Source organism: Pantoea conspicua (assembly GCF_002095315.1).
GTDB classification, from domain to species: domain Bacteria; phylum Pseudomonadota; class Gammaproteobacteria; order Enterobacterales; family Enterobacteriaceae; genus Pantoea; species Pantoea conspicua.
This window is the reverse complement of sequence record NZ_MLFN01000002.1, coordinates 19,751-40,639: the sequence shown is the minus strand read 5'-3', so window position 1 is coordinate 40,639 and position 20,889 is coordinate 19,751. Positions and strand designations below refer to the sequence as shown.

General features: G+C 58.2%; 15 protein-coding genes, 2 pseudogenes and 1 other annotated feature. Of the genes and pseudogenes, 8 read left to right on the top strand and 9 right to left on the bottom strand.

What is annotated here, in order from left to right; all coding sequences use genetic code 11:
• Nucleotides 1-16 precede the first annotated feature (16 nt).
• Nucleotides 17-790 carry a peroxide stress protein YaaA gene (gene yaaA / locus HA41_RS01170; protein WP_094119217.1) on the top strand — a complete coding sequence of 258 codons (774 nt, stop codon included), beginning with the start codon at nt 17-19 and terminating at the stop codon, nt 788-790.
• Between the two features lie 49 nt (nt 791-839).
• On the opposite strand, the gene thrC is transcribed toward yaaA, so the two are convergent.
• From thrC to HA41_RS01145, 5 genes and pseudogenes are all read right to left on the bottom strand, one after another.
• Complete coding sequence (gene thrC, locus HA41_RS01165; protein WP_094119216.1) at nt 840-2,123, bottom strand: threonine synthase; 1,284 nt, start codon at nt 2,121-2,123, stop codon at nt 840-842.
• A gap of 3 nt (nt 2,124-2,126) precedes the next feature.
• On the bottom strand, nt 2,127-3,056 hold the full coding sequence (gene thrB / locus HA41_RS01160; RefSeq protein WP_094119215.1) for a homoserine kinase: 930 nt from the start codon (nt 3,054-3,056) through the stop codon (nt 2,127-2,129).
• A 2-nt stretch (nt 3,057-3,058) separates the two neighbouring features.
• Nucleotides 3,059-5,519, bottom strand: a pseudogene (gene thrA, locus HA41_RS01155) (bifunctional aspartate kinase/homoserine dehydrogenase I).
• Between the two features lie 26 nt (nt 5,520-5,545).
• Nucleotides 5,546-5,664 (bottom strand) — a sequence feature (Thr leader region).
• A complete protein-coding gene (thrL, locus tag HA41_RS21620) occupies nt 5,603-5,671 on the bottom strand; it encodes a thr operon leader peptide (RefSeq protein WP_094119309.1) in 69 nt (22 codons plus the stop codon). (Overlaps the previous feature by 62 nt.)
• A gap of 166 nt (nt 5,672-5,837) precedes the next feature.
• Nucleotides 5,838-6,563, bottom strand: coding sequence for a tRNA/rRNA methyltransferase (locus HA41_RS01145; protein ID WP_094119214.1), 726 nt, complete (start codon nt 6,561-6,563; stop codon nt 5,838-5,840).
• 601 nt (nt 6,564-7,164) lie between these two features.
• On the opposite strand from HA41_RS01145, the gene arcA reads away from it, so the two are divergent.
• On the top strand, nt 7,165-7,881 hold the full coding sequence (gene arcA / locus HA41_RS01140; RefSeq protein ID WP_094119213.1) for a two-component system response regulator ArcA: 717 nt from the start codon (nt 7,165-7,167) through the stop codon (nt 7,879-7,881).
• A gap of 46 nt (nt 7,882-7,927) precedes the next feature.
• On the opposite strand, the gene creA is transcribed toward arcA, so the two are convergent.
• A complete protein-coding gene (gene creA, locus HA41_RS01135; RefSeq protein ID WP_094119212.1) occupies nt 7,928-8,401 on the bottom strand; it encodes a protein CreA in 474 nt (157 codons plus the stop codon).
• A 194-nt stretch (nt 8,402-8,595) separates the two neighbouring features.
• Between creA and robA the strand changes: the two genes are divergently transcribed.
• The gene (gene robA / locus HA41_RS01130) at nt 8,596-9,477 is read left to right on the top strand and encodes an MDR efflux pump AcrAB transcriptional activator RobA (protein WP_094119211.1); all 882 of its coding nucleotides are present in this window, start codon (nt 8,596-8,598) and stop codon (nt 9,475-9,477) included.
• 39 nt (nt 9,478-9,516) lie between these two features.
• On the opposite strand, the gene gpmB is transcribed toward robA, so the two are convergent.
• The gene (gene gpmB / locus HA41_RS01125; RefSeq protein WP_094119210.1) at nt 9,517-10,164 is read right to left on the bottom strand and encodes a 2,3-diphosphoglycerate-dependent phosphoglycerate mutase GpmB; all 648 of its coding nucleotides are present in this window, start codon (nt 10,162-10,164) and stop codon (nt 9,517-9,519) included.
• A gap of 207 nt (nt 10,165-10,371) precedes the next feature.
• On the opposite strand from gpmB, the gene yjjX reads away from it, so the two are divergent.
• Nucleotides 10,372-10,890 carry an inosine/xanthosine triphosphatase gene (gene yjjX / locus HA41_RS01120; protein WP_094119209.1) on the top strand — a complete coding sequence of 173 codons (519 nt, stop codon included), beginning with the start codon at nt 10,372-10,374 and terminating at the stop codon, nt 10,888-10,890.
• On the opposite strand, the gene trpR is transcribed toward yjjX, so the two are convergent.
• Both trpR and sltY read right to left on the bottom strand, forming a co-directional pair.
• Nucleotides 10,891-11,208 carry a trp operon repressor gene (gene trpR, locus HA41_RS01115; protein ID WP_094119208.1) on the bottom strand — a complete coding sequence of 106 codons (318 nt, stop codon included), beginning with the start codon at nt 11,206-11,208 and terminating at the stop codon, nt 10,891-10,893.
• Between the two features lie 45 nt (nt 11,209-11,253).
• Nucleotides 11,254-13,173: a murein transglycosylase gene (sltY, locus tag HA41_RS01110; RefSeq protein ID WP_094119207.1), complete on the bottom strand. Its 1,920-nt coding sequence runs from the start codon at nt 13,171-13,173 to the stop codon at nt 11,254-11,256.
• A 270-nt stretch (nt 13,174-13,443) separates the two neighbouring features.
• Here sltY and atzF point away from each other — a divergent pair, with 270 nt between their 5' ends.
• From atzF to urtA, 4 genes and pseudogenes are all read left to right on the top strand, one after another.
• Nucleotides 13,444-15,240, top strand: coding sequence for an allophanate hydrolase (gene atzF, locus HA41_RS01105; RefSeq protein WP_094119206.1), 1,797 nt, complete (start codon nt 13,444-13,446; stop codon nt 15,238-15,240).
• A 3-nt stretch (nt 15,241-15,243) separates the two neighbouring features.
• A pseudogene (gene uca / locus HA41_RS01100) lies at nt 15,244-18,860 on the top strand (urea carboxylase).
• 9 nt (nt 18,861-18,869) lie between these two features.
• Nucleotides 18,870-19,571 carry a GntR family transcriptional regulator gene (locus HA41_RS01095; protein ID WP_094119205.1) on the top strand — a complete coding sequence of 234 codons (702 nt, stop codon included), beginning with the start codon at nt 18,870-18,872 and terminating at the stop codon, nt 19,569-19,571.
• Between the two features lie 29 nt (nt 19,572-19,600).
• Complete coding sequence (gene urtA / locus HA41_RS01090; protein WP_094119204.1) at nt 19,601-20,869, top strand: urea ABC transporter substrate-binding protein; 1,269 nt, start codon at nt 19,601-19,603, stop codon at nt 20,867-20,869.
• The last annotated feature ends 20 nt before the right edge of the window (nt 20,870-20,889 follow it).

The following is a 20,889-nucleotide window of genomic DNA, read 5'->3' as shown; positions in this document are numbered from 1 at the left end:
AACCGAGGAAGCAACTATGTTGATGGTGATCTCGCCCGCCAAGACGCTGGATTACGAAAGTCCGCTGGCGACCCCGCGGTTTACCCAGCCTGCCCTGTTAGAAAAGTCACAACAGCTGATTGAGATTGCGCGCGATTTGTCACCCGCCAACATCGCCTCGTTAATGGGCATCAGTGACAAGCTGGCGCACCTCAATGCCGAGCGTTTTAATAGCTGGCAGCCCGATTTCAGCCCGAACAACGCCCGTCAGGCGATTCTGGCGTTCAAAGGGGATGTCTACACCGGTTTGCAGGCAGAGACCTTCAGCGATCAGGATTTTGATTTCGCCCAGCAGCATTTGCGTATGCTGTCCGGCCTGTATGGCGTGCTGCGACCGCTCGACCTGATGCAGCCTTACCGTCTGGAGATGGGCATCCGGCTGGCCAATCCGGCCGGCAACGATCTCTATAGCTTCTGGGGCGATCTGCTGACGGAGACGCTGAACGCCGCGCTGGCGGAACAGGGTGACGAGGTGCTGATTAACCTCGCCTCCGACGAATACTTCAGGGCGATCAAACCGAAAAAACTGCAGGCGCAGCTGATTAAGCCGGTGTTCCTCGATCAGAAAAACGGCAGTTACAAAGTGATTAGTTTCTATGCCAAGAAGGCGCGCGGATTGATGAGTCGCTTCGTGATTCAGCAGCGCCTGACAAAGCCGGAACAGCTTAAGGCGTTTGATCTGGATGGCTATGCTTTTGATGCTGCCAGCAGCAGCGAGACAGAGCTGGTGTTTAAGCGCGCCGAGCCGTAACCGGCTGCGCCCGTGGTGCTTCCCGTTATTCGGGAAGCACCACACAGGGTTATTTCAGCAGAAAGGCCCGCAGCGCGGCAAAATCGGCCTGCATCTGATGTGACAGCAACGGCAATTCTGCCCGCTCCGCCAGCTCAGGTGGCAGCGTCAGCGTCTGCTCCAGAATCTCTTCCACGCTCTCTCTGAATTTCGCCGGATGCGCGGTGCCGAGGAACAAACCATACTCCCCTTCCTGCAGCTGATCGCGCAGCAGACGCCAGGCAATCGCAGCGTGCGGCTCAGAGATATAGCCCATTTCCGCCAGCTCACGCATTGCGGCGCGGGTGGTCTCATCTGAAACCGCACCGTAGGCCAGATCGGTTAACCGCCAGGTCTTACGGCGGAACAGCTCTTCCACCCGCGGCCAGTTATTAGGCTGGCTGACATCCATTGCATTCGATAACGTCGAAACCGTCAGATTCGGCTGCCACTCGCCGTTACCCAGGAAGCGCGGCACCGTATCGTTGGCGTTAGTGGCGGCGATAAAGCGCTTGATCGGCAGGCCCAGCGATTTCGCCAGCAGACCGGCGGTCAGATCGCCAAAGTTGCCGCTCGGCACCGATACCACCAGCTGATTACGTTTTTCCTGGGGCAGCTGAGCGACCGCTTCAAAGTAGTAGCAGATCTGCGCCAGCAGGCGGCTGATGTTGATCGAGTTAGCCGAATTCAGGCCAATCGCCCGCTTCAGCTCTTCATCATCAAACGCCTGTTTCACCAGCGCCTGGCAGGCATCGAAATCGCCGTCGATAGAGATCGTTTCGATATTACCGCCCAGGGTACAGAAGAGTTTCTCCTGCAACGGGCTGATTTTGCCCTGCGGATAGAGGATCACCACCCGCACGTTTTTCATGCCATAAAAGGCGTGCGCTACTGCGGCACCGGTATCACCGGAGGTGGCGGTTAAAATGGTGATCTGCTCATCTGAGCCGCTGACGTACGCCAGCATCTGCGCCATAAAACGGCCACCGAAATCTTTAAACGCCAGCGTCGGGCCGTGGAACAGCTCCAGGCAGGCGATATCTTCACTGACCGCTTTAACCGGCGCCGGGAAAGCAAACGCGGCTTTAACACGCTCAGCCAGCTGGTGGGCCGGGATTTCGTCACCAATATAGGCCGAGAGAATTTTGCTGCTGCGGCTGACAAAATCCATCTCCAGCATCGCGTCGATGTCGGTCAGTTCAAACTCTGGCAGTTCAAGCGGGAAAAACAGCCCCTGCTGCGAACCCAGCCCCTGTTTCACCGCCTGGGCGAAGCTGACCTGCTCGTTGTGATCCTTTAGATTGTAGAGTTTCATGCGTTATCCCAATTGTCGTGCGCCAGCCGTGTCAAGACGGCAGATATGGACGAAGCCTTCATCATTCTGCAGATAGTGCTGGCTCAGCCAGTCAGCCATCCGCTGTGCCGTTTCCATCTGGTTGCAAACGGCGAAAAGTGTCGGACCGGAGCCAGAAATACCGCAGGCCAGCGCGCCAATGTCCTGCGCGGCCTGCCGCGCATCGGCGAAGCCTGGCAGCAGTCGGGTGCGATAAGGCTCGGCAATCACATCCTGCATAAGTTTAGCTGCCAGCTGCGGCTGACGCGTATGGCAGGCATGAATGAAGCCCGCCAGCAGACGGCCGTGCTTGATGCAGTCCTCTTTACGATACTGCGCCGGCAGTATCGCGCGCGCTTCGGCGGTAGAAACTTTAATGCCTGGGTAAGCCATCACCCACAGCCAGTCATCAAAACCCGGCACCGGCTGGCTGATAATGCCATTCTCTTCCAGCATCAGCTGAATGCCGCCGAGGAAGCACGGAGCCACATTATCATAATGGACGCTGCCGGAAATCCGCCCTTCCAGCTCGCCCATCAGCAACAGCAACTGGCTGTCGCTGAGTGGCTTGCCGCAAAATTCGTTCATTGCCATCAGGCCAGCCACCACCGAACAGGCGCTCGACCCCAGCCCGGAGCCGATCGGCATGTTCTTCTCCAGCGTCATCGCCACCGGAATCTCTTTACCCATCGCCTCACAGAACCGCTGCCAGCACTGATAAACGATATTCTCTTTGGGATCGGCCGGCAGCTTACTGACAAAGCGACCCGCGTTGGTCAGGCTGAAACGATCGGCCGCCTCTACCGAGACGCAGTCGCCCAGCAGCGAGCCATCCACCGGCGACACCGCCGCGCCCAGCACATCAAAGCCGACGCTAACGTTACCAATTGAGGCCGGTGCATAAATTTTTACCATTATTAAACTCCCAACTTCCATGACAGCGTGCGCAGCAGGTCAGCAAAAACACCGGCTGCCGTCACATCATTTCCTGCACCGTAGCCGCGCAGCACCAGTGGAATCGGCTGATAGTAGCGGCTGTAAAATGCCAGCGCGTTCTCGCCGTTTTTCACTTTATACAGCGGATCATTACCGTCGACCGCGTCGATTTTCACTTTGCAGACGCCGCCCTCTTCAATCGCTCCGACGTAGCGCAACACTTTCCCTTCATCGCGTGCCTGCGCCACGCGTGCGGCAAAGGCGTTATCCAGCTCCGGCAGGCGCTGCATAAACTGTTCGACATCCTGAATCGCGGTCAGGCTGTCCGGCAGCAACGGTTCGATTTCAATGTCGCTCAGCTCCAGCTGATGACCCGCTTCACGCGCCAGAATCAGCAGCTTACGCGCGACATCGGTGCCGGAGAGATCGTCTCGCGGATCCGGTTCAGTGAATCCCATTTCGCGTGCCATGTTAGTCGCCTGCGACAGCGATACGCCCTCATCCAGCTTGCCGAAGATAAACGATAGCGAGCCGGAGAGAATACCGGAAAAGCGCAGCAGCTCGTCACCGGCATTCATCAGATTCTGCAGGTTTTCGATCACCGGTAAGCCCGCGCCGACGTTGGTGTCGTAAAGGAATTTACGCCGTGACTTCGCCGCCGCCGCCCGCATCTGCTGGTAGTAATTCCACGACGAGGTGTTGGCCTTTTTGTTCGGCGTCACCACGTGGAAGCCCTCGCTGAGGAAATCCGCATACTGATCGGCCACCGCCTGGCTGGAGGTACAGTCGACAATCACCGGGTTCAGCAGATGGTACTCTTTCACCAGGCGGGTCAGACGGCCGAGGTTGAACGGCTCTTTGGCTTCGCTCAGCGCCGCTTTCCAGTTGCTGAGGTCAATGCCGTGTACATGAGTCAACAGCGCGCGCGAGTTGGCAATGCCGCAGACCCGCAGATCGATATGCTTTTGCTTCAGCCACGCCTGCTGACGGTGTAACTGATCCAGCAGCGCACCGCCAACCCCACCGACGCGACCACAAAGACTTCGATCACCTGATCGGTGGCGAACAACATCTGATGCACCACGCGTACCCCGGTGATCACTTCGTCATTATTCACCACCACCGAGATCGAGCGCTCGGACGAGCCCTGGGCAATCGCCACGATATTGATGTTGGCGCGCGCCAGCGCCGAGAAGAATTTTGCCGAGATGCCGCGCAGCGTGCGCATACCGTCACCGACCACCGAAATCACCGCCAGGTTTTCAATGATATCCAGCGGATCGAGCAGGCCATCTTTCAGTTCAAGATAAAACTCCTCTTCCAGCACGTGACGCGCCCGCGCCAGCTCATTTTGCGGTACGCAGAAGCTGATGCTGTATTCGGAAGAGGACTGGGTGATCAGCACCACGGAGATGCCGGTGCGTGACATCGCAGCAAACACGCGAGCCGCCATCCCGACCATCCCTTTCATGCCAGGACCGGAGACGTTGACCATCGCCATATTGTTCAGGTTAGTGATGCCTTTAACCGGATTTTCATCCAGCTCACCCTGGCCGCTGATGAGCGTGCCGGGCGCCTGGGGATTGGCGGTATTTTTAATCAGGCACGGGATCTGGAACTGGGCGATTGGCGCAATGGTACGCGGATGCAGCACCTTGGCACCAAAATAGGAGAGCTCCATCGCCTCCTGATAGGACATCGATTTCAGCAGACGCGCATCCGGCACCTGGCGCGGATCGCAGGTATAGACGCCATCGACATCGGTCCAGATTTCACAGCAGTCGGCGCGCAGACAGGCGGCCAGCACCGCTGCCGAATAGTCAGAGCCGTTACGTCCCAGTACCACCAGTTCACCGCGCTCATTGCCGGCGGTGAAGCCCGCCATCAGGATCATGTTCTGTGGCGGGATCTGGCTGGCGGCAATGCGACGGGTCGATTCAGCAATATCCACCGTCGATTCAAGGTAGTGGCCGATCGCCAGCAGCTTTTCGACCGGATCGATAACGCTGACCTCATGACCCCGCGCCTGCAGCAGCGCTTCCATAATGGCGATCGAGAGCTTTTCACCGCGACAAATGATGGCCGCATTGACGCTGTCGGGACATTGCCCTAACAGGCTGATGCCATGCAGCACCTGTTTCAGCTGAGCAAATTCAAGGTCAACGCGGGTTTCAGACGATCGTATTCAAAGCCGGGCTGCGCCGCCGCCAGGCCCTGCAGCAGCTCGCTGAAGATGCGTTCAGCATCGCTGATATTCGGCAAAGCATCCTGACCACTGATGGTTTTTTCAATCATCGCCACCAGATGGTTAGTAATCTTCGCTGGCGCAGAGAGCACGGTTGCAACCTGTCCTTGTTGCGCATTATTTTCCAGAATGTCGGCGACGCGAAGAAACCTTTCCGCATTCGCCACCGAGGTCCCGCCGAATTTCAGCACTCGCATGATATAAACTCTCCTGAATTTAAGCCGAAAAAAAAGCCCGCACTGTTTAGGTGCGGGCTTTTTTCTATTTTTTCCTGTATGCGTCAGCCCGCACCGTTACCTGGGGTAATGGTGGTGGTAATAATTGTGGTGTTCAGGCTGTTTTTACGCATTGAGATTTATTTTCTGTCTGTTTTTGTCTGTCCGTCTGGCTTTCAGAAGTAAAGCAAAGCGCACGTTAAGTCAACGAATTTGTCCGAAGGTCAAATTTCCGGCACTGCGCACAGCTGCCTGTGAAAGCGCTAAATCGTGTGCGATCGTTTGCCATGCTAAAATTCTCTACGATCTGTCGCTGGAAAACCCGCTTTTTCCCGAGGATTTATCTATAAGCTTTTTTTCTATGTCGTGCAGCAGGCGGTGCAGCATCGCGCTGTCGCGCTGTTCCAGCAGGCCAATGCGCTGGTTAATCCAGTCCGCCATTTTCTCATCGTCGCTGACCTCCAGCGTCTGCAGTAACTGATGAAAACGCTGACGCAGCGCCTGCAGCTGTTGACCGTCCGCCGCCGGTACCGCCGGCGCCGCTACCTGATTCAGCTTCGCCAGCTGATAGCAGTAAACCATGACCGCCTGCCCCAGATTCAGCGACGGATAGTCGTTCGCCATCGGGATGCCGGTCAGCAGGTCAACCTGTTCCAGTTCCTCATTGGTCAGTCCGCTGTCCTCACGACCAAATACCAACGCCATGCTGCTCACCCACTGACGCTTTTCCAGCAGCTGGATTTCAACCTGTTCAGGCGTGGCGTAATAGCGAAACTTTGCCCGGCTGCGGGCGGTGGTCGCCACCGAGAAGTCAATATCCGCTAACGCCTCAGCCAGGGTCGCGTAGGTCTGGAGGTTATCGAGGATGTCGCCAGCGCCGTGCGCGACCCGGCGTGCAGCCGGATCCTGCCAGGCGTCACTGGCGACAATCCGCAGCTGGCTAAAGCCCATGGTTTTCATCGCGCGCGCCGCAGCGCCAATATTTTCTGCCCGGGCAGGCGAGACCAGAATCAGGGGAAAAAGCATGTTTATTCCGTTGGGTTTGCTGACATAACGCCATATTAACACGGCTGTTAATGAATTAGCCGCCTCGCGGAAACAACAAAAGCGGATGTTAAAACTGGTAAAAATCGATGATCAGACGCATTTTGCGATGTAAACTGGCCTTATTAATAAAATCGTTATAAATCCGTTGAAATTCAGTGATCTAAAATACTGTTCCCATCCGGTTTTAGTTTGCAAATTACTTGCATTAAATGTAGCAAAATTGCTGCTTTTTGTGAGCTAAGCAGGCAATCTGCTAGAAGTTTTTCACAAAAGTGTTAACGTGCTACAATTGCATTTGATATAAGTCAACGAAGCGTTGTTTTTATGCTTATCGGTTGTAGTTGGTGCTGTTAGGTTGCTGTTAATGCAGTTAGGATATGCGCCATTATCTTTCTCTCACGGGGCATGCAACTTTCATCCTGACTGGCTGAGCTAATACTGTTGTTGACGTTGATAGAGGGCTTATCAAAATAGTATTTCCTGCAACGGTTCAGCACGGTCCGCCGCTCTCAAAGATGAAGAACGCCATACCGCTGTACGCCCTGTTTTTAATTTGTTGGCAAATTTTAGGTAGCTAAACATGCAGACCCCGCACATTCTTATCGTTGAAGACGAACTGGTCACGCGTAATACCCTCAAAAGCATTTTTGAGGCGGAAGGTTATGTGGTGTATGAGGCGACAGATGGTGCTGAAATGCATCAGGTGCTGACCGACAATGACGTCAATCTGGTCATTATGGACATCAACCTGCCCGGTAAAAACGGCCTGTTACTGGCCCGTGAACTGCGCGAACAGGCTAACGTCGCCCTGATGTTCCTGACCGGCCGTGATAACGAAGTCGATAAAATTCTCGGTCTGGAGATTGGCGCTGACGACTACATCACCAAGCCCTTTAACCCGCGTGAACTGACGATCCGTGCCCGCAACCTGCTGTCACGCACCATGAATCTGGCGCTGCCAGGCGAAGAGCGTCGTCAGGTTGAGAGCTATAAGTTCAACGGCTGGGAGCTGGATATTAATAGCCGCTCGCTGATCAACCCGAACGGTGAACATTACAAGCTGCCGCGCAGTGAATTCCGCGCCATGCTGCACTTCTGCGAGAACCCGGGCAAGATCCAGACCCGTGCGGATCTGCTGAAAAAAATGACCGGTCGCGATCTCAAGCCGCATGATCGTACCGTCGACGTGACCATCCGCCGCATCCGTAAGCATTTCGAGTCAACGCCGGATACGCCAGAGATTATCGCCACCATTCATGGTGAAGGTTATCGCTTCTGCGGCGACCTGCAGGACTAACCGGTCCGCTGGCAAAAAAACGCCCTGACGGGCGTTTTTTTTTGCCTTAGCGCCACGGCATAATCGGTACTGCGCTCAGGGCATTCTTCGGCGAGCCTTCCACCACTTTGTCGGAGTAGGTCAGATAGACTAAGGCGTTGCGCTTTTTATCGAAGAAGCGTACAACCTGCAGCTTCTTGAAGATCAGTGAGGTGCGCTGGCGAAACACCACGTCGCCCTGCGCTTTGCCCTGCACAATCTTCTCACTCAGCTCGACCGGCCCAACCTGCTGGCACGAGATGGCTGCGTCAGAGGTGTCTTCCGCCAGACCTAATCCGCCTTTAATGCCGCCGGTTTTCGCCCGACTGATATAACAGGTTACATTTTTAACATCGGGATCATCGAAGGCTTCAACGACAATCTTGTGGTCGGGTCCAAATATCTTGAATACCGTATCCACCGAGCCAATCTCCTCGGCAAGCAGCGGGCTGGAAAAGGTCAGAGTGGCAAATGCGGCGATCATAAGGCGAGATATTGTCATGGCGTTACCATTGCAAAGGGAATAGATGTGACTGTAATGTACTGTCAATCGAGTTAATGACCAAACCAAAACGGGTTTAAGCCCGCACTGATGTAGCACCATCTTCCTGAGAAAGCTGCCCACGCCTTTTGAGCATTTAGTGCTATTATTCGACGACTGCGTTTAGCTGCACCACCAGAGTATGAGGATGTTTTATGGACCAAGCCGGTATCATTCGCGATTTGCTTGTCTGGCTGGAGAGCCATCTGGATCAACCCCTTTCACTGGACAATGTCGCCCTGAAAGCGGGTTACTCTAAATGGCATTTACAAAGGATGTTCAAGGACGTCACCGGCCATGCCATTGGCGCTTATATCCGAGCGCGACGTCTGTCAAAAGCCGCGGTTGCATTGCGTCTTACCAGCCGCCCGATTCTGGATATTGCACTGCAGTATCGTTTTGATTCGCAGCAGACCTTTACCCGTGCGTTTAAAAAGCAGTTTAACCAGACGCCGGCCTGGTATCGCCGCTCTTCAGAGTGGAATTCATTTGGGATCCGTCCACCGATTCGCCTCAGCGACGAGACGCAGCCTGAACCGAGCTTCGTCACCCTGCCGGAAACGGTGCTGGTGGGGCAAACCCAGAACTACACCTGTACCCTGGAGCAGATCTCCAGTTACCGCGACGAAATGCGCATCCATTTCTGGAAGCAGTTCCTGCTGGAGACCGACACGGTGCCGCCGGTGCTGTATGGCCTGCATCAGGTACGCGCCAGTCAGGATAAGGATGATGAGCAGGAAATTCTCTACACCACTGCGGTGCCGGCCGACAGCGCCATAAATCTGCACTCCGGCCAGAGCGTTATCCTCGAAGCGGGCGACTATGTGCAGTTCACCTACACCGGACCGCGCGTTGAGCTGCAGGAATTTATCCTGTTGCTGTACGGCACCTGTATGCCGACGCTGGGCCTGACCCGCCGCCAGGGACAGGATATTGAACGGTTTATTACCCACGGTGGTAAAAAACGCAGCGAACCGCCAGCGGAGATCCGCTGTGAATATCTGATTCCGATTCGCCACCAGCCCGCCGCCAGTTAAGCCATTCTGCCGTCATGCTGACGGCAGAAGCGTTTCTCTTTAGCGCTGCAACTCGTCGAGCGCTGGCGCATCAAGATGGGAAATATCCCCGGCCGTTTCAACCACCCAGCCCTGCGCCAGCCAGGCGCTCTGTTGATGATCTACGCGTGAGATCGAGCAGTTACGCAGCCGCAGCCGCCGCTCCGCATGGGCTGGCAGGCCGAGAATCGTACTGACCAGTACCCCCAGCGCCATGCCGTGACTGACAAGCAGTGGCCGGCTGCCCGCAGGCAGGTCGAGACAGGCGTTCAGCGCCTGGTGCATCCGCGTAGCCATCTCGGTCATCGACTCACCGTTCGGGATACGTCCCCCTTCGGTACCGTTAACCAGCGTGGCGCGCCACTGCTCTTCTTCGGCGGTTAACCCGTCGAGAGGACGCTTCTCCAGCACCCCCATGTTCAGTTCGCGCAGACGAGGGTCGAGCGTCACCACGCAACCACAGGCATCGGCGATGATCTCAGCAGTGTGGCGCGTACGCCCGAGATCGCTGGCGATGATGTGTGTGATACCCAGACTCCTGACGCGTTCACCCACCTGATGGGCTTGTTGCTCACCTTTTTCCGTCAGCGGACTGTCGGACTGACCCTGAATGCGGCGTTCCGCATTCCATACCGTTTCACCGTGACGAACAAGATAGACCTGTAGCATGCTTAGTTTCCGTTATACTGCGACAAAAATCGCCTTAGAGCCGACCCCATCAGGCGCTATTGTTGCAGACAGTCTGGACAGGGACAGCGCGGAACAACCGGAGCGTACATAGCGTACGTAAGGATTGTGTGCACTGCACAGGTTCAGACTGACAAATAAAATAGCCTGATGGGCCAGGCTCTTAATCACCTAAGGGTTCAACCAATTATGTACCATGTTGTCGCAGCCACCACCAACCCAGCGAAGATTCGCGCGATTGCGCAGGCATTCAACGACGTTTTCGGCGAGGGATCCTGCCATATTGAAGGGGTCGAGGTCGATAGCGGCGTTGCAGCACAGCCGTTAACCCATCTTGAAACGCGAACTGGCGCACGTCAGCGGGTAATGAATGCCCGACAGGTCCGACCTGAAGCGGCATTCTGGGTGGCCATCGAGGCCGGCATTGAAGATGACTGCGCCTTTGCCTGGATGGTGGTGGAAAATCAGAAACAGCGTGGAGAATCCCGCTCGGCCAGCTTCACGTTGCCACCGGTAGTTCTGGCTGGCGTGCGGGAAGGCCGCGAGCTGGGCGAGGAGATGGCCCGCTTAACCGGCATTGAGAATATTAAACAGCAGGGCGGCGCGATTGGTGCTTTTACTCAGGGCCTGCTCAGCCGCTCCAGCGTTTATCATCAGGCACTGATCCTGGCGCTCTGCCCGTTTGTTCATCCGCTTTATCAGCAGTAATCAGCGGCGGCCCAGATGCGCTTCCAGCCAGCGTTTCAGCTCGGGCGGGGCCTCTTTCAGGCTGTTTGAGCCACGCGTGATGGTCGCAATACCGACCCCAAGCTCGTTTTTCAGCTCGCGCTGGCTCATCTCGCCGTTCATCAGCTCTTCAATAATCCGCAGACGGGTGCCAAAAGCCTCGCGCTCATCCGGCGTCATCATCAGCTGCATCAGCGGCAGCGCATGGCCATCCGCAAAGGCCTGCTGCATCAGCCCGACAAAGCGATGCCAGCTATCCTCTGCCTGGTGCGCATCGGTTGGGGAATCAGGTTGGGTCATGAAGTGGCTTCCGTACTCGCTAAAGAGTACGGAAGCTTAGCACAGCTAGTAACGGCGATTCCACTCAGCATCTGACAGGATCTTGTCAGGCTGGCCCATGAAGTGACGATAGTAGGCGTCATACGCCAGTACATTCTTCACGTAGCCACGGGTTTCTGAGAACGGAATGGTCTCAATAAACGCCACCGCATCAAGGTTACCGCCACTGACTTTCTGCCAGCTGCGTACCCGTCCGGGTCCGGCATTGTAAGCCGCCGAGGCGAAAATACGATTCTGACCAAACTGCTGATAGACATATTCCAGATACTGCGTCCCGATCTGGATATTGGTCTCAGGGTCCAGCAGCTGACTGGTATTGGCGTAACCCGGAATAGTGTACATTTTGACGGTATGCGCCGCGGTGGCTGGCATGATCTGCATCAGGCCGCTGGCACCGACCGGTGAACGCGCTTTCGGGTTCCACGCACTCTCCTGACGTGAGATGGCCATCGCGTAGCTCGGCGGAATCTGCTTGTCCTGGGTATTACGCTGATAGACACTCTGCCACGCCAGCGGGAAGCGCTCTTTCAGGCTGTCCCACATTTTCGCGGTAATGGTGGCCTGCACGCTGAGATCCCACCAGTCCTGCTCGTTAGCGTAACGCGCCAGCATCTGCTGCTGACTGTGCGGGCGACTGGCAATCAGGTTAGCCCATTCGCTGCGCGCCAGGTTATCCAGTCCCCAGTACATCAGCTCACGCACCCTGGCCAGCTCTGCGCCCTGTACCGTTGCGCTATCGGGCTTCGGCGCTTCATCGACCTGCAGCGGATAGTCCACGCCCAGGCGCTGCGCCGCCACCATCGGATAGAAGCCGCGGGCCTGCATCAGCTTACGCAGGATCTCTTCCGCTTCCTCTTTGCGATCTTTTTCAAACAACAGATCGGCCTGCCAGTATTGCCACTCATCCTTCTCTTTGGCTTCCAGCGGCAGACGCGCGATCCAGGTATTCAGGCCCCGACGGTCGTGCTGAGAGAGCGCCAGCCGCACCCGACGTTCCACCAGCGCGGTCGATTCACTGCTCATCACCACCGCATCACGCCAGCGCGCCTGTTCCGAGGTCAGGTCGCTGCCCATCATGCGCCACACCACGATCTCCTTCAGCGCCTGCTCATCCTCCGGCCCCATTTTCTGGGCCCGTACCAGAATCGGGATCAGGCTGCGGGCGTTTTCCATATCCTGGCGTGCCACCCGCGTGAAGGCGTAAATCGTTGCCTGGCGGGTAAAGTCTGTTGGCCCGACCGCGCTGGCAAAAGTGCTGACCGTCAGCGGGTCCTGCTGCAGCGCCTGGATCGCATCTGACATGGTCTGGTAATCGGCCGGCAGGGTTTTCGCCAGATAGCTCACCAGGCTGTCGTTGCCCGCTTTCATCGCCAGCCGGATGCGTTCCAGAATGGTAATCGGTGAGAGCTGGCCGGAGGCTTGCCATACCGAGAAGAGTTTATCGCAATCATTGGGCAGCGCCGTGCCGCGCAGCCAGATCTGCTTCGCACCGTCAAAGGCCGCCTGCTGCTGGCCGGTGGCCCATTTGGCGTAGTACCAGTTACAGCGCGCCTGCACCGGTTTCGGCTCGGTCGGGCTGAAGTTAAGCACGCCCTGCCAGTCCTGGCGATGCGCCAGCACGTTGATAAAACGGGTGCTGAGCGAGCGCGCCGGTGGCAACGTCGGATACTGACGGATAAAGTTTTGTACCGCCAGGCTGGTCTCCTGATCGAGATCCTGCGCCAGCAGACGATACTGCAGATAAGGATAGAGTGGATAATCCTGTAGCGTTGGCAACAGCTGATCCACCGTGGCCATCTGGTTACTGTCCCAGGCCTGTTTAATTTGTTGATAACGCTGTCGTTGTTGATCAAGCGAATCGGCCCACGCGCTGCTGGCCGTGCCGACCAGGCAGATCCCTATCATCCAGTTACGCCACTTCACCACGTAAATCTCCTCTGTTGCTGGGCGCCGGCAGGTTGCCAGACTCCCTTCATGCTAACCAGGCCACCCGGCTCTTGCCATGTTCTTCACAAAATTTACGCACGCAGAGGTTAAACGCACCGTCATCGCCCGTCCGCTGCGCCGCAATTGTGCAAATAACCATCACAAAAACTTATGGCAACCACACTTAACGCGTTGAATCATAGCGTTAAAAATATGGCACAGCCTTTGCTCTGTTGAACTCCATCTTGTATACCAGCTGGAATTCAACGTATGGCTTCGACCTTTGGCTTGACCCTTCACGACTGGCAGCAACGCTATCAATCGGCACCGCAGCAGGTTATTCCGCTGCTGGAGGCGCATCTGGCGGCGCTGGACCCGCAGGATAACGCCTGGATCTATCTCGCCACTCCGGCGCAGCTAATGGCGCAGCTGGAACCGCTACTGGCGCAGTACCAGCGCGATCCCGCGTCGCTGCCGCTGTTTGGCGTGCCGTTCGCCGTCAAGGACAACATCGACATTGCCGGCTGGCCGACCAGCGCCGCCTGCCCGGCCTTCACCTATATCGCAGAAAACGACGCGACGGTGGTTGCCAGGCTGAAAGCCGCTGGCGCGGTGGTGATTGGCAAAACCAACCTCGATCAGTTTGCTACCGGCCTGGTCGGCACCCGTTCGCCCTATGGCGCGGTCGCTAACACCTTTGATGCCGACTACGTCAGCGGCGGCTCCAGTTCCGGTTCCGCCTCGGTGTTAGCGCGCGGGCTGGTCGGCTTCTCGCTCGGCACCGACACCGCCGGGTCGGGTCGGGTCCCGGCCGGATTTAATAATATTGTCGGCCTGAAACCCACTAAAGGCTGGTTTTCTGCGCACGGCGTGGTCCCGGCCTGTCGGCTGAATGACACCCTTTCCGTCTTTGCCCTGACGGTGGAGGATGCCTTTAGCGTCGCCAGCCTGGCCGGTGGCTATGACGCCGCTGACGCCTACTCCCGCATCAATCCGCATACTGCCCCGGCCAGCCTGCCCGCTCATCCTCACTTTGCCATCCCGGCCAATCCCGAATTTTTTGACGATGCGGCGGCTGAAGCGGCCTGGGATCGGGCGCTGGAAGCGCTGCTGGTGGCGGGCGTAACGCTGCAGCCGATTGATTTCACGCCGTTTAGCCAGCTGGCAGCGCAGCTCTATTCCGGTCCCTGGGTGGCCGAGCGTACCGCTGCGGTCGGCGACATGCTGCATCGTCCGGCGGAGATGGACCCGGTGGTGTACGGCATCGTCGCCAGCGGCCTGAAATACAGCGCCGTTGAGGCGTATCAGGCGGAGTACCTGCGGGCGGAGCTGTCGCGACAGATTCAACAGACTCTGGCGCAGTTTGACGCGCTGGTAGTACCAACCTCGCCCACCATCCACACGCTGGCGGAGATGAAGCAGGAACCGGTGGCGTACAACTCACAGTTCGGCACCTACACCAACTTCACCAACCTGGCCGATCTCGCCGCGCTGGCGCTGCCCGGACCGTTCCGCAATGACGATTTGCCGGCGGGTATCACACTGATTGCACCCGCCTGGCACGATCGCGCGCTGGCCGACTTTGGTTTGCGCTGGCAGCAGCAGTTAGCGTTGCCGCTCGGTGCCACCGGACAGCCGCAGCCAGCCCGGTCGCGCGCCCTGCCGCCTTCCGCCGATCACGTGCGTGTGGCGGTGGTCGGTGCGCATCTCACCGGTATGCCGCTCAACTTCCAGCTCACCAGCCGTCAGGCGGTGTGGGTGGAGGAGACGCAGACCGCGCCAGATTATCGCCTGTTCGCGCTGCTGAATGGGCCGATCAAAAAACCGGGCCTGATGCGCGACGATCGGGGTGCGGCTATCACCGTCGAGCTATGGGATATCCCGCTGGCGCGCTTTGGCGAATTCGTGGCGGAAATCCCGCCGCCGCTGGGCATCGGCAGCCTGACGCTGGCCGACGGTCGGGTAGTGAAAGGCTTTATCTGTGAGGGGTCTGCGCTCAATAACGCGCTGGAGATTACTGAAACGGGTGGCTGGCGCAACTGGCTGGCGACACAAGGGAGTCACTAAACCATGTTCAGCACCGTATTAATTGCCAACCGTGGCGAAATTGCCTGTCGCGCCATCCGTACGCTGAAACGACTTGGCGTAAAAAGCGTCGCGGTCTACTCCGATGCCGACCGTAATGCGCAGCACGTTAAGCAGGCAGATGTGGCGATTGCGCTGGGCGGCGATAAAGCCAGCGACAGCTATCTGCGCATCGACAAAATTCTGGCGGCGGCGCAGCAGAGCGGCGCTGAAGCCATCTGGCCGGGCTACGGATTCCTGTCCGAGAGCCTGCCGTTCGCCGAAGCCTGCGAGCAGGCGGGGATCGCTTTTGTCGGCCCGACAGCGCAACAGATCGGTGAGTTTGGTCTGAAGCACCGCGCCCGGGAACTGGCCGCGCGAGCCGGTGTGCCGATGACGCCCGGCACCCCGCTGCTGGATTCGCTGGAGGCGGCATTGCAGGCCGCCGATGAGATCGGTTATCCGGTGATGCTGAAAAGCACCGCGGGCGGCGGCGGAATTGGCCTGACGCGCTGCGCCGATGCCACGGCGTTAGCCAGTGCCTGGGAGAGTGTGCGTCGTCTCGGCGAACAGTTCTTCAGTGATGCCGGCGTGTTTCTGGAGCGCTGCATCGATCGTGCCCGCCATGTTGAAGTGCAGATTTTTGGCGACGGTCGCGGCACCGTGGTGGCGCTGGGTGAGCGCGACTGCTCACTACAGCGCCGTAATCAAAAGGTGGTGGAAGAGACCCCGGCTCCGGGCCTGTCGGCCGCCACGCGTGACGCCCTGCTCGCCTCGGCAGTACGTCTGGGTGAGCTGGTCAGCTACCGCAGCGCCGGTACCGTCGAGTATATCTATGACGTCACTCAGCAGGCGTTTTACTTTCTCGAAGTGAATACCCGGCTGCAGGTTGAGCATCCGGTCACCGAATGCGTTACCGGGCTGGATCTGGTCGAATGCATGTTAAAAGTGGCGGCGGGCGATGAGATTGACTGGCCGCGCCTGCAGCAGCCACCGCAGGGCGCCGCCATTGAAGTGCGGCTCTACGCGGAAGATCCGCTGAAAAACTTCCAGCCCAGCCCCGGCCTGCTCACCGCCGTCAGCTTTCCCGCGGGCGTGCGCGTCGACAGCGGCATTGAAACCGGCAGCGAAGTCTCCAGCTTCTACGATCCGATGGTCGCCAAGCTGATTGTGCACGCCGACAGCCGCGAGGCGGCGCTGGCAAAAATGCAGCAGGCGCTGGACGCTACTCAGCTGCACGGCATCGCCACCAATCTCGACTATCTGCGTCAGATCGTGGCGACCGAAGCGTTTCGCAGCGGCGCGGTCTGGACCAGATATCTTGATAGCTTCACCCCATCCGCGCCGGTGATTGAAGTGCTGCAGCCTGGCACCTTCAGCTCGGTTCAGGATTATCCGGGCCGCCTCGGCTACTGGGACATTGGCGTTCCGCCGTCCGGCCCGATGGATGATTTCGCCTTTCGGCTGGCGAACCGGATTGTCGGTAACGACGAATCGGCGGCGGGTCTGGAGTTTACCCTGCAGGGCCCGACGCTGCGCTTCCACTGTGATGCGATTATCGCCCTGACCGGCGCAGACTGTGCGGCAACGCTGGAGGGCGAGCCGGTCAGCAACTGGCAGCCGCTGACGATCAAAGCGGGACAGACGCTGGCACTGGGTCGCGCGCAGCAGGGCTGTCGCAGCTATCTGGCGGTACGCAACGGTTTCGACGTGCCGGAATACCTCGCAGCCGCAGCACCTTCTCACTGGGCCAGTTTGGCGGCCATGCCGGACGGACGCTGCGCGTCGCGGATATGCTGACAATCTCCCGGCCTGAGCTGGCGGCCTGCACCACGCCGCCGCCGGTCAGCGCGCCACAGTCGCCCGATCCGGCCATGATCCCGCACTACGGTACCGAGTGGCGCATTGGCGTGCTCTACGGCCCGCACGGCGCCCCGGACTTCTTCACCCAGGCCGCTATCGACGAATTTTTTGCCAGCGACTGGCAGGTTCATTACAACTCCAACCGCCTCGGCGTACGGCTGGTCGGCCCGAAACCGAGCTGGACCCGCGCCAACGGCGGCGAGGCGGGTCTGCACCCTTCTAACGTCCACGACTGCGAATATGCCATTGGTGCCATCAATTTTACCGGCGACTTCCCGGTGATCCTGACGCATGACGGTCCCAGCCTGGGCGGGTTCGTCTGCCCGGTCACCATCGCCAAAGCCGAGCTGTGGAAAGTCGGTCAGGTTAAACCGGGCGATCGCATTCGTTTCCATCCGATCGCGGCTGATGAAGCACTGGCGCGGGAAAAGGCACAGCAGCAGGCGATCGCCACGCTGCGCCCACATCATTCCCCCGCATTTGCTATCCCTTCTCTGGCTGAAACCGCGCACGGTTCCGCCAGCGTGCTGGCCGCACTGGACGCCACCGCGACCACACCGAAGGCGGTTTATCGTCAGGCGGGCGACAAATATGTGCTGATTGAATATGGCGACAACGTGCTGGATCTGGCGCTGCGACTGCGCGTTCACCTGCTGATGGCTGCGCTACGCGAACGGGCGGTACCCGGCGTCGAAGAGCTGTCGCCCGGCGTGCGTTCCCTGCAGGTGCGCTACGACAGCCGCATCCTCAGTCAGTCTGAACTGATGTCGCTGTTGCTGACGCTGGAAGCGACGCTGGGCGACGTCAGCACGCTGAAAGTGCCGTCACGCGTAGTCTGGATGCCGATGGCGTTTGAGGACAGTGCCACTCTGGATGCGGTAACCCGCTATCAGGAAACGGTGCGGTCCAGCGCTCCCTGGCTGCCAAACAACGTTGATTTTATACAGCGTATCAATGGATTAACCGATCGCGAACAGGTGCGCGACACCCTGTTCAACGCCAGTTATCTGGTGCTCGGGCTGGGCGATGTCTATCTCGGCGCGCCCTGTGCGGTGCCGATCGATCCGCGCCATCGTCTGCTGAGTTCCAAATACAGCCCGGCACGCACCTTCACCGCCGAAGGCACGGTCGGCATCGGCGGCATGTACATGTGCATTTACGGCATGGATTCACCCGGCGGCTATCAGCTGGTTGGCCGCACACTGCCCATCTGGAACACCTTCCTGAAAAACCCGCAGTTCGCGGCTGAAGAGCCCTGGCTGCTGCGCTTTTTCGATCAGGTGCGTTTCTATCCGGTGAGCGAAACCGAACTGACGCAGCTGCGGGAAGATTTCCGCGAAGGCCGCGCCAGTGTGCGGATTGAAGAGACAGAGTTTGATTTTGCTGCCCACCAGCAGTTTCTGGCGGACAACGCCGATGAGATTGCGGCCTTCCGCCAGCGTCAGGCGACCGCGTTTGAGCGGGAAGTAACGCTGTGGGCAGAGGAAGAGCAGAACGCACCGTTGACGCCGGACGCCCCGCCGCCGGTCGCTGAGCAGGATGAGAGCGCGCTGGCGGTGCAGGCCGATATGAACGGCAACATCTGGAAAGTGCTGGTGCAACCGGGTGAGACGGTCAGCGCCGGTCAGACGCTGGTGATCGTCGAGGCGATGAAGATGGAGCTGGCGATTGTCGCGCCGCAGAACGGGCGAGTGAAACGCATTGCCTGCCAGGCGGGCCGTCCGGTGAGTCCCGGCGAGAACCTGCTGTGGCTGGAATAAGGAGTCCCTATGACGATGCACTCCCCCACCCCAAAGGTCCGGCCGGAAGCGCTGGCGGAACGGGTTTATCAGGCGCTGAAGGAGGAGATTTTCGCTTTTCGCCTGATGCCCGGCGATCGTTTCAGCGAAAGTGAAATTGCCGGTCGCATGGCGGTCAGCCGCACCCCGGTCCGTCAGGCGCTGTTCCGGCTGGAACGCGAAGGCTTCGTTGAAGTGTGGTTCCGCAGCGGCTGGCAGATCAGGAATTTCGATTTTGCCTGGTTCGAGTCGCTATATGACCTGCGTACCGTGCTGGAGTGTGAGGCGGTAAAACGATTGTGCGCCCTGCCTGCGGCGCAGTGCAGCGCCCTGTTAACCGGGCTGACGCGCTTCTGGTGCCAGGACGAACGGCTGACCGCCGGCCTTACCGTGTCACAACACGATGAGGCGTTTCACATGACGCTGGTGGCCGCCGCGGGTAACCCGGAGATGGCGCGTATTCACGCCGAGCTGACGGAGAAAATCCGCATTATCCGCCGACTCGACTTCACCTCGGACGATCGGATAACCGCGACCTATCAGGAGCATGAACAGATTTTACAGGCGATTTTTCAGCAACAGACCGAGGAGGCACAACGCATCCTGACCGACCATATCGCCGTCAGCAAGGCAGAAGTCAGGAAAATCACTTTGCACCGGCTCCAGCAGGCCCGGCTTCAACCCATTGAATAACAAACACAACATTAAGGGGTTTTAACACCATGAAAAGACGTTCATTGCTCAAGGCTTTCGCGCTTTCCGCTACCGTTGCCAGCATGGGTCTCGCCTGGAGTGCGCAGGCGGCTGATACCATTAAGGTCGGCATCATGCACTCCCTGTCCGGGACCATGGCGATTTCGGAAACGCCGCTGAAAGATGTGGCGCTAATGACCATTGATGAGATCAATGCCAAAGGCGGCGTGCTGGGGAAAAAGCTGGAGCCGGTGGTGGTCGATCCCGCCTCCAACTGGCCACTGTTTGCCGAGAAGGCGCGACAGTTACTCACCCAGGATAAAGCGGCGGTGGTGTTTGGCTGCTGGACCTCGGTATCGCGTAAATCGGTCCTGCCGGTGTTTGAGGAGCTGAATGGCCTGCTGTTCTATCCGGTGCAGTATGAAGGCGAAGAGATGTCACCTAACGTCTTCTACACCGGCGCCGCGCCTAACCAGCAGGCGATCCCGGCGGTGGAATATCTGATGAGCGAGGATGGCGGCAGCGCAAAACGCTTCTTCCTGCTCGGCACCGATTATGTCTATCCGCGCACCACTAACAAAATCCTGCGCGCCTTCCTGCACAGCAAAGGCGTAGAGGATAAAGATATCGAAGAGGTCTACACGCCGTTTGGTTACAGCGATTACCAGACCATCGTCTCCAACATCAAAAAGTTTGCTGCCGGCGGCAAAACGGCGGTGGTCTCCACCATCAACGGTGACTCTAACGTTCCCTTCTATAAAGAGCTGGCGAATCAGGGGATTAAAGCCACTGATATTCCGGTGGTCGCCTTCTCGGTGGGCGAAGAGGAGCTGCGCGGTATCGATACCAAACCCCTGGTCGGTCAGTTAGCCGCCTGGAACTATTTTGAGTCAATCGATAACCCCACCAACGCGAAATTTGTCGCTGATTACCGCGCCTACGCCAAAGCGCACAACCTGCCGAACGCCGCCAGCGTGGTGACCAACGATCCAATGGAAGCGACCTATGTCGGCATCCATATGTGGGCGCAGGCAGTAGAAAAAGCGGGCACCACTGATGTGGACAAAGTGCGGGCGGCGATGGCCGGTCAGACCTTTAAGGCACCAGACGGCTTTACCCTGACCATGGATCAGACCAACCACCATCTGCATAAGCCGGTGATGATTGGCGAAGTGGAAGAGAACGGCCAGTTCAACGTGGTGTGGCAGACCGATCAGCCAGTGCGCGCGCAGCCGTGGAGCCCGTACATTGCCGGTAATGACAAGAAACCTGATCACCCAATGAAAGCCGCGCAGTAAGTGCGTCAGGTGCCGGCCTG